A 327-nucleotide genomic window follows, 5' to 3' on the forward strand; every position below is an offset into this window, starting at 1 on the left:
CAGGATGCGCATCAGATTGTGGATCTCCTTGAGGAATTCGTTGCGCGAGCAGGCGAAGATGCGGTGATGGAACTCCGCGTCCCAGTGTTCGAAGGTCGGCATGTCCTGCGCTTCGCAGGCGATCTTGTGCGCCTCGCGCACCGCGTTGAGTTCCATGGCGCTGGCATTGGTCGCGGCGAACGATGCCGCCGCCGGTTCCAGCAACTGCCGGATCTCCATCATATCGGCAGGGCTGGTGCCTTCCATCCGGCCGACAACCGCCGCCATCGAGGCCGGATTGGTGGCGGTCAGGAAAGTTCCGCGCCCGACATGGCGCACCACCGTGCC

1 protein-coding gene is annotated in these 327 nt (G+C 64.2%); it reads right to left on the reverse strand.

Annotated features, from left to right (window positions below):
- A partial coding sequence (locus EN852_RS37680) for an FCD domain-containing protein (protein WP_135879826.1) occupies window positions 1–327 on the reverse strand: 327 nt, incomplete at both ends.

It is taken from the genome of Mesorhizobium sp. M2E.F.Ca.ET.209.01.1.1, from assembly GCF_004010375.2.
Taxonomy (GTDB): Bacteria; Pseudomonadota; Alphaproteobacteria; order Rhizobiales; family Rhizobiaceae; genus Mesorhizobium.